The sequence below is a fragment of the Novosphingobium sp. 11B genome, assembly GCF_054589055.1.
Genome location: NZ_BAAILP010000313.1, coordinates 1 through 429, shown reverse-complemented (window position 1 = coordinate 429; position 429 = coordinate 1). Strand labels below are relative to the sequence as shown.

1 protein-coding gene is annotated in these 429 nt (G+C 66.4%); it reads left to right on the top strand.

The genetic code is table 11. From position 1 onward, the window contains the following. The coding region (locus ACYPYD_RS26315) for an MFS transporter (RefSeq protein ID WP_459666603.1) at nucleotides 1–429 on the top strand (429 nt) is incomplete at both ends.

Below are 429 nucleotides of genomic sequence, written 5' to 3'. Positions count from 1 at the left end.
CGCAAGGCGGTACTGGGGATAACGATCGTGATGATGGCAGGCGCGACCGTGGCCGTCGGCTTGATCCCGTCTTATGCGACGATCGGGCTGTGGGCGCCCGCACTGCTGGTCCTTCTGCGCATGATACAGGGCTTCTCGACCGGCGGCGAATACGGCGGCGCCGCGATCTTCATGGCCGAATATGCGCCCGATGCGAAGCGCGGCTTCTACGGCAGCTTCTTGGAGGTCGGCACGCTGGCAGGGTTCTGCGCAGGTGCCATGCTGATGCTCGGTTTCTCGCTGCTGCTGGGCGATGCCGCGATGCGCGAGTGGGCCTGGCGCCTGCCGTTCCTGCTGGCGGGGCCACTGGGTTTCGTGGGCGTCTATCTGCGCTCCCGCATGGAGGAGACGCCGCTTTTCCGGGAGGTTGCGCAACAGGAGCATCCCGCC